The sequence below is a fragment of the Xanthomonas sp. SHU 199 genome (genome assembly GCF_000364665.1).
GTDB lineage: Bacteria > Pseudomonadota > Gammaproteobacteria > Xanthomonadales > Xanthomonadaceae > Xanthomonas_A > Xanthomonas_A sontii.
Map to the genome: position 1 here is coordinate 1 of NZ_AQOI01000419.1, position 7543 is coordinate 7543.

The 7543-nt window shown below is 69.0% G+C and carries 7 protein-coding genes and 2 pseudogenes; 5 read left to right on the plus strand and 4 right to left on the minus strand.

Annotated elements, in window-relative coordinates; genetic code table 11:
• Nucleotides 1-240 (minus strand): annotated as a pseudogene (locus tag D183_RS24780) (glycosyl hydrolase); the annotation flags it as partial.
• 75 nt (nucleotides 241-315) lie between these two features.
• A complete protein-coding gene (locus tag D183_RS0113705; RefSeq protein WP_017909502.1) occupies nucleotides 316-2088 on the minus strand; it encodes a M14 family metallopeptidase in 1773 nt (590 codons plus the stop codon).
• Nucleotides 2089-2256: 168 nt separating this feature from the next.
• Between D183_RS0113705 and D183_RS0113710 the strand changes: the two genes are divergently transcribed.
• On the plus strand, nucleotides 2257-3813 hold the full coding sequence (locus D183_RS0113710) for a POT-type proton-dependent oligopeptide transporter (RefSeq protein ID WP_017909503.1): 1557 nt from the start codon (nucleotides 2257-2259) through the stop codon (nucleotides 3811-3813).
• An 8-nt stretch (nucleotides 3814-3821) separates the two neighbouring features.
• Nucleotides 3822-4457 (plus strand): rhomboid family intramembrane serine protease, encoded by a 636-nt coding sequence (locus tag D183_RS0113715; protein WP_017909504.1) that lies wholly within the window; start codon nucleotides 3822-3824, stop codon nucleotides 4455-4457.
• Between the two features lie 153 nt (nucleotides 4458-4610).
• Here the strand turns inward: D183_RS0113715 and D183_RS0113720 are convergent, their stop codons facing one another.
• Nucleotides 4611-4817: a hypothetical protein gene (locus D183_RS0113720; RefSeq protein ID WP_017909505.1), complete on the minus strand. Its 207-nt coding sequence runs from the start codon at nucleotides 4815-4817 to the stop codon at nucleotides 4611-4613.
• Between the two features lie 216 nt (nucleotides 4818-5033).
• Between D183_RS0113720 and D183_RS0113725 the strand changes: the two genes are divergently transcribed.
• From D183_RS0113725 to D183_RS0113735, 3 genes are all read left to right on the plus strand, one after another.
• Nucleotides 5034-5318: a GNAT family N-acetyltransferase gene (locus tag D183_RS0113725; RefSeq protein WP_017909506.1), complete on the plus strand. Its 285-nt coding sequence runs from the start codon at nucleotides 5034-5036 to the stop codon at nucleotides 5316-5318.
• A 104-nt stretch (nucleotides 5319-5422) separates the two neighbouring features.
• Nucleotides 5423-6250 (plus strand): DUF3298 and DUF4163 domain-containing protein, encoded by an 828-nt coding sequence (locus D183_RS0113730; RefSeq protein WP_017909507.1) that lies wholly within the window; start codon nucleotides 5423-5425, stop codon nucleotides 6248-6250.
• Nucleotides 6251-6392: 142 nt separating this feature from the next.
• Nucleotides 6393-6926 (plus strand): MarR family winged helix-turn-helix transcriptional regulator, encoded by a 534-nt coding sequence (locus D183_RS0113735; protein WP_017909508.1) that lies wholly within the window; start codon nucleotides 6393-6395, stop codon nucleotides 6924-6926.
• Nucleotides 6927-7119: 193 nt separating this feature from the next.
• Here D183_RS0113735 and D183_RS24785 read toward each other — a convergent pair.
• Nucleotides 7120-7543 (minus strand): annotated as a pseudogene (locus D183_RS24785) (anti-sigma factor family protein); the annotation flags it as partial.

Below are 7543 nucleotides of genomic sequence, written 5' to 3' on the forward strand. Positions count from 1 at the left end.
GCCGCCGTCCTTGCCCAGGCCGAAGTAGCTGTGCAGCATCTGGAACTTCTCGTCCGGGGTCATCGCCTGCACCAGCAGCGCGGCGCGCCGGTCCGGCGACAGGTTGCGGTCGTTCCACGGGCGCTGCGCAGCGGCGGCGTTCGGCGTGGACGCCGTGCCCGCGGCCGCCGCCGGCGGCGCGGCGACGGCAGGCGAGGCCAGCGCGAGGGTCAGGCAAAGGGATCCTGTAAACGTTTTCATATCGGGGCGAACAGCCTCTTCAGCAGATGACGGGAAGGCGCATCGGGGGGAGTCGGGGGAGGGTGGAACCGCGCGTCAGGACGGTGCTTCGTCGCTGCGCATGACCGGGTACAGGCGGTAGCGCTCGTCCCAGGAACTGTGGCGGCGGTAGAAGAACTCCAGCCGCGCCTGCGGATCCTTGGCGAAGGCAGCGTCGTGTTCGAGCTTGTCCTCGAACTCGGCCTTGAGCGCCGGGTCGCTGGCCAGCATCTGCCGCGCCACGTCCTCGGCGACGTAGTCTTCCATGTACTCGGCGCGCTCGAACGCGCTGTTGAACTCGCCCCATTGCAGCAGCGAGTCCGGCGCCTGCGGTTCCAGCAGCGCCATCAACAGCCGCGCCTTGGGCTGGGCGATCGGCACGAACAGCGCGCCGGCGCCGACGGCGCGGGTCTCCGGCTTCCAGGCGCCGGCGACGCTGAGCCGCTGGTGGCCTTCGGACGAGCGGGCGGCGAAGCTGGCGGTGTCGGCGCGGAAGGTCTGGACCGGCAGGGTGGCGTCGTGGTCGAGTGTGCGGAAGACGATGCCGTGCTGGCGCAGCTTGGCGCCGACCAGGGCGGCTTGCGCCGCCGGCACCAGGTAGCCGGCGCGCGGCGCCGCGACTTCCACGCTGGGCACGATCTGGTCGCGCAGCGGCACGCGCCAGATCTGTGGGGTGCGCTCGTCGTAGCGGGTCATCAGCGCGCCGGACACCGGCGAGGGCGTGCGCGTGTAGGCGTAGCCGCGGAAGTCCACCAGGTGCGAGGCGTCGGTGGTGCGGTAGTCCAGCGCCACGGTCTTGCCACCCAGCGCTTGCGCGCGGGCGTCGGCGGCCAGCGCGTCGGCGCGCCACTGCGCACCATGCCGCGCCACCTGCTGCAGCACCGAGACGATGGTGTTGCGGGTGATGCGCACGCGCTCGGGGTAGCGCTTCCACGAATGCGTTTCCACCAGCATGCCGAAGCGGTTGCGCAGCTGGAAATAGCCGTGCGAGAAGCGCGGCGTCGGCACCCCGTCCTCGAAGCCGGAGGCCGGGTCGTCGTTGACCACGAAGGAGGGGTAGTAGGGCAACGGCAGCGAGCCTTGCCGCTTCAGGTCGGCGAGCACGGCGTCGCGCAGGCGCAGGCCGTCGCCGCGCAGCGCGGTGTCGCCGGCGTGCAGCGGTTCCACCTGGATCGACACGTCGTGCTCGAACTGCGCGCCGTCGGTGACGTGCAGATCCACATACACGAGCGGGTCCCACTGCTCGACCAGGCGCAGCATCGCCTGCATCTCCGGCGCGTCGGCCTTAACGTAGTCGCGGTTGAGGTTGAGGTTCTGCGCGGTGGTGCGCCAGCCCATCTGTTCCGGACCACGCTGGTTTGGCCGGTTCCAGGCGCCGAAGCGCTCGTGCCCGTCGACGTTGAACACCGGCACGAACAGCCATACCTGCTTGTCCAGCGCGCCGCGCGCGGCGTGGCCGTCGAGCAGTTGGCGCAGCGCCAGGAAGCCAGCGTCCTTGCCGTCGATCTCGCCGGCGTGGATGCCGCCCTGGATCAGCACTACCGGCAGCTTGCGCGCCTGCGCGGCCGCCGGATCCAGTGCACCCGAGGTCGACACCGCCAGCGCCTTCATCGGCCGGCCTTCCGGGGTGGTGCCGAAGTCGAAGCAGCGCACCGCCTGCGGATAGTGCTGCGCGAAGGCATCGCACAGCGCGATGGTTTCGGCGTAGCGGCCGGTGCGCGCGAATCCGCTGCGCTCGGCTTCGGTGGACAGGCCCGCCTCGCTGGCCAGCGACGGCATGCTGCAGAGCAGCATCGGCAGCAACAGGGTGGCCAGCCAGGGTCGGATCATCTCGGCACCGTCTCGGGACAGGCCCCCATGATGCGGGCAGCGCGCCGATTGCGAAAGCACCTAGGGCGTGTCCTAGCGGTTCGATTCGCCGGAACGATCGGGTAACCTTCTGAAAATTTTGCCTGGACGAGGGCCCGTGAGCAGCCAAGCCACCACGAGACACGCCGCATGAGCGCGGCGCAGGAGCGCACCGCCGCGCGCATGCCGCGGCAGATTCCGTACATCATCGGCAACGAGGCCTGCGAGCGCTTCAGCTTCTACGGGATGCGCAACATCCTGGTGCAGTTCCTGATCACCTCGCTGCTGCTGCAGGAAGTGACCGCGCCCGGCCGCGAGGCCGAAGCCAAGCACATCATGCACAGCTTCATGATCGGCGTGTACTTCTTCCCGCTGCTCGGCGGCTGGCTGGCCGACCGCTTCTTCGGCAAGTACAGCACCATTCTCTGGTTCAGCCTGATCTACTGCGTGGGCCACCTGTGCCTGGCGCTGTTCGAGGGCCATCGCAACGGCTTCTTCCTCGGCCTGGGCCTGATCGCGCTGGGCGCGGGTGGGATCAAGCCGCTGGTGGCCTCGTTCATGGGCGACCAGTTCGACCAGGGCAACAAGCACCTGGCCAAGGTGGTGTTCGACGCCTTCTACTGGATCATCAACTTCGGCTCGCTGTTCGCCTCGTTGCTGATCCCGCTGGCGCTGAAGAACCTGGGCCCGGCGTGGGCGTTCGGCATCCCCGGCATCTTGATGCTGGTGGCGACCCTGGTGTTCTGGGCCGGGCGTCACCGCTACGTGCGCGTGCCGCTGCCGCCGAAGGATCCGCACGGTTTCGCTCAAGTGGTGCGCACCGCGCTGCTGCGGCAGGCGCCGGGGCAGGGGCGTCCCGGCCTGGTCCTGGCCGGCGTGGCGGTGCTGCTGGCGCTGGCGACGTTCGCCCTCGTGCCGACCCTGGGCCTGGTGATCTGCCTGTGCCTGGCGCTGGTGTTGCTGCTGGCCGGCATCGGCGGCGGCACCTGGTGGCAACTGGAGCGCGCCCGCGCGCTGCATCCGGATGCGGCGGTGGACGGCGTGCGTGCGGTGCTGCGGGTGCTGGTGGTGTTCGCGCTGGTCACCCCGTTCTTCTCGCTGTTCGACCAGAAGGCCTCGACCTGGGTGCTGCAGGGCCAGCAGATGCAGATGCCGGCGTGGTTCAGCGCCTCGCAGATGCAGGCGCTGAATCCGGCGCTGGTGATGCTGCTGATCCCCTTCAACAACCTGGTGCTGTATCCGCTGCTGCGCCGGCGCGGCTACGAGCCGACCGCGCTGCGGCGGATGACCGCCGGCATCGCCTTCAGCGGCCTGGCCTGGATCGTGGTCGGCACGCTGCAGGTGATGATGGACGGCGGCGACGCCCTGTCCATCGCCTGGCAGATCCTGCCGTACGCGCTGCTGACCTTCGGCGAAGTGCTGGTCTCGGCGACGGGCCTGGAATTCGCCTACAGCCAGGCGCCGCAATCGATGAAGGGCGTGGTGATGAGTTTCTGGAACCTCACCACCACCGTCGGCAACCTGTGGGTGCTGCTGTCCAACGCCGCGGTGCGCAACGACCGCGTCACCGCGCACATCGGCAGCACCGGGCTCAGCGAGACCGCGTTCCTGATGTTCTTCTTCGCCGCCTTCGCGTTCGTCGCCGCACTGCTGTTCGGGCTGTACGCGCGCCGCTACCGCATGGTCGACCACTACCGCCCCGCCTGAGACCCCGCATGCCCTCCGTCACCCCCGTCAACCTGATCCTGATCGTCCTCACCGTGCTGGTGTCGTGGGCGGCGTTCAACAACCGCCGGCTGCTCGACCGGCTGATCCTGTGGCCGCCGGCGATCGACCGCCACAAGCAGTACGACCGGCTGGTGACCTACGGCTTCATTCATGCCGATTTCCCGCACCTGCTGTTCAACATGGTCACGCTGTACTTCTTCGGCGGCCCGATCGAGGTGCTGATGGAGCGGATGACCGGCAACATGCTGGTGTATCCGCTGTTCTACCTGTCGGCGTTGGTGGTCTCGATCCTGCCCAGCTACCTGAAGAACCAGAAGAACCCCAACTACATGAGCCTGGGCGCCTCCGGTGCGGTGTCGGCGGTGCTGTTCGCCTTCATCCTGATGGCGCCGTGGACCGGGATCTTCTTCTTCTTCATCCCGATTCCGATCCCGGCGATCCTGTATGCCGTGTTCTATGTCGGCTACAGCATCTGGATGGACCGCCGCGGCGGCGACAACGTCAACCACAGCGCGCACCTGGCCGGTGCGGCGTTCGGCGTGATGTTCCTGCTGATCATGGAGCCGTCGGTGCTGCAGCACTTTCTGGGCGAGCTGGCGAACCCGCGCTTCGGGCGCGGCTGATCCGCGACGCGCTGGCGTCCGCACGGGCGTGCGGCGCCGCGCGATCGGCACATCTCTCATTCGCTGCGCTGGGTATGCGCCGTGGCGCCGATGCGGTCGTGGGCACGCATCGCGCATGGGGCAGGTGGCGGTCCGTCAGGCCGCCCTCTGGGTTCAGCGGGTCTGCTGCCCGCGCAACTGCACCTTGGCGCTGCCGATGGCGGCGTTCTCGTAGGTGCGCTTGAGGCGCTGGTAGACCTCGTCGTCGAGCTGCTGGAACTCGCCGCCCTGGTGGTCGCCGCTGACCGACAGTTGGAATAGCCCTTCCAGCAAGGAGGCGTTGTGGTCGCCCTGGTCGTATTTGCTCTCGGTCTCGCTCATGCGCGTGGTTCCCTGTTGGATCGCTGCGTGATGGGAGGTGCAACTCCCATGCCAGGTTTTCGGCCTGTCCTGGTGGTATCGGCCGCGCGCGGCACGACTTGAGCGGCGTACGGCTGACGCGCCGCGTCGGCGGCGTGACGCCCTGGGGCAGGTGTTTCACATCGCCGCGGCAAGCCGCAGCGGACACTGCCTGCTCCGCGACACATCCACTTCCCCATGTCCGCACCGAACGTCCCGATCGCGCACGATCCGCAGCAGCACCGCTTCAGCCTGCAGGTCGACGGCCATCGCGCCGAACTCGACTACGTGCTGGAGCAGGGGCGCATGGTCATCACCCACACCGGGGTGCCTGGCCCGATCGGCGGGCGCGGGCTGGCGGCGCAACTGGTCGCCGCCGCGCTGGACCATGCGCAGGCACAAGGCTGGAAGGTGGTGCCGGCGTGTTCGTACGCGGCCGTGTTCATCCAGCGGCATCCGCAATACGCGGCGCTGCTCGATTGAGCATCGGGCACCGCAACGGCGCGATAATGCGCGCCACTTTTACAGGCATTGCAGGAACAGGGGCAGTCGACGTGAGCAGGGCAGAGACGATGGGCAACGGGCGGATGGCATGGACGGCACTGGCGGTCGCCGCGGCGCTGGCACTGGCCGGCTGCAAACGCGAGGAACCGGCCGCCGTACCGGCGCCCGCCGCGGCACCGGCACAAAGCGAGGCTTCCGCGGCGCCGGAGCAGGCGCAGGCCACGCCGCCGGAACTGAAGGACATCGTCGAACACAGCCCCAGCTATGTGGTCGGCATCACTTTCCCGCCGTCGATCAACCGCTATCCCGGACTGGCCGAGGCGGCCAACCGCTACGCGCAGAGCGCGCGCAGCGAGCTGATGGAAGCGGTCGACGGGCTCGGCAACGATCGCCCACGCGCGCCCTACGAACTCTCGCTGCAATTCGAGATGCTGCTGGAGCGTCCGGACCTGGTCGCGCTGAGCGCCGACGGCAGCCGCTACACCGGCGGTGCGCATGGCGAACCGCTGGTGGCGCGTTGGGTGTGGCTGCCGCAGCAGCAGCGCATGCTCACCGCCGAGACACTGATCCCGGATGCGTCGCATTGGAAGCAGGTGGCCGGCTACGTTGCCGCGCAACTGCGCCAGGCGGTGCAGACGCGGGTGGATGCCGAACAGGTGCCGCCGGAGGACCAGGACGAGCAGGTGCGCAGCGCCAGCAAGATGATCGCCGAAGGCACCGAGCCGCAGCCCGGCAACTTCAGCCAGTTCCAGCCGTTGGTCGACGCGGCGGGCAAGATCACCGCCTTGCGTTTCGTGTTCCCGCCATACCAAGTGGGGCCGTACGCCGATGGCACTCAGACGGTGGACGTGCCGGCCAGCGTGCTGCGCGAGCTGGTGGCACCGGAATACGCGCCGCTGTTCGCCGCCTGAGCGGTGGCCGGCGCGCCAGCGCGCGTCGGCGTCGGCGTGCGGTGCACTGCGTCGACAGCATGCGGGAACGCAACGCGTGCCCTCGTCGGGACACTGCGCAATGGGTAGCATTGGCGGCTACCCCACTTGCAATCGATTTCTTATGGGCAGTTTCGATCAGACCGAGCGGCGCGTGGCGCACACCTGCGCGCGCTATCCGGCCTTCCCGCGCGAGCCCGCCGTCCTGGTCCGGCTGGTCAAGCACCTGTACAAGCGCGTGCATGCCAACGCCAGCGGCGTGCTCAAGGAGTACGGCATCAGCCCGCCGGAGTACGAGATCCTGATGATGCTGTACGGCACGCCCGAGCAGTGCATCACCCCCACCGAGGTGGCCGAGGCCGCCAGCGAGAAGCCGGCCAACATCACCCGTCTCACCGACAGCCTGTGCGGCAAGGGGCTGCTGTCGCGCACGGCCAGTCCGGAAGACCGGCGCAAGGTCGCGCTGACCCTGCAGCCGGCCGGCATCGCCCTGATCGAACGCTTGCTGCCGGACGTGTGTGCGTTCCTGGAGACGGAAACCGCGGCGCTGGATGCCGGCGAGCAGCAGCAGCTGGAGAAACTGCTGAAGAAGATGCTGGCCGGCATCGACGGCCTCGACGCTGCCACCGAGTCGAAGACGCAGGCAGCGCTGCCCTGAGGGCACCTCGAAGAAGGTGCGTCCACGGCATCGAGCGTGAATCGATGTGCTGCAGGAGCGGCTTCAGCCGCGACCGGCGTGTCGGAAACGCGCGTCGCGGCTGAAGCCGCTCCTGCCGGACGCGTTCCGGTGTGCGTCGGAGGTGTTCTAGGCGCGTTGCCCATCCCAAAGCAGGCAGGACATCGGCCTGCTCCTAGCGCCAGCCGCGTGCGCGCGCGCGCTGTTCGCCGTCGGCATCCAGCGCCTCGCCGGCGATGCGCGCATCCACCGCCTGCAGCACCGCGGCCGGCATCGGGCTGGCCGCCATGCGCATGCGGCCGCCGTCTTCGCGTTCGCCGGCGGGCACCAGCAGTTCCACCCGCCATGCGCCGTCGCGCTGGCAGGCCAGGCCGGCGTTGGCGTTCGACAGCGCGAAGGTGCGGCAGTAATGGCCGTCGCGATCGCGGAAGCTCAGGCCGATGCGCACGCTGCCCTGGGACTGGCCGGACAACTGCTGCGTCAGCGCCTGCGCCAGCGCGCCCTCGGCGACGCTCCCCCGGGTCGCCGCGACCGTCGGGCCGTGCGCATCGTCCTGCGGCAATTGCCGCTGCGCGATCCACAGCCCCAGCAACAGCGCC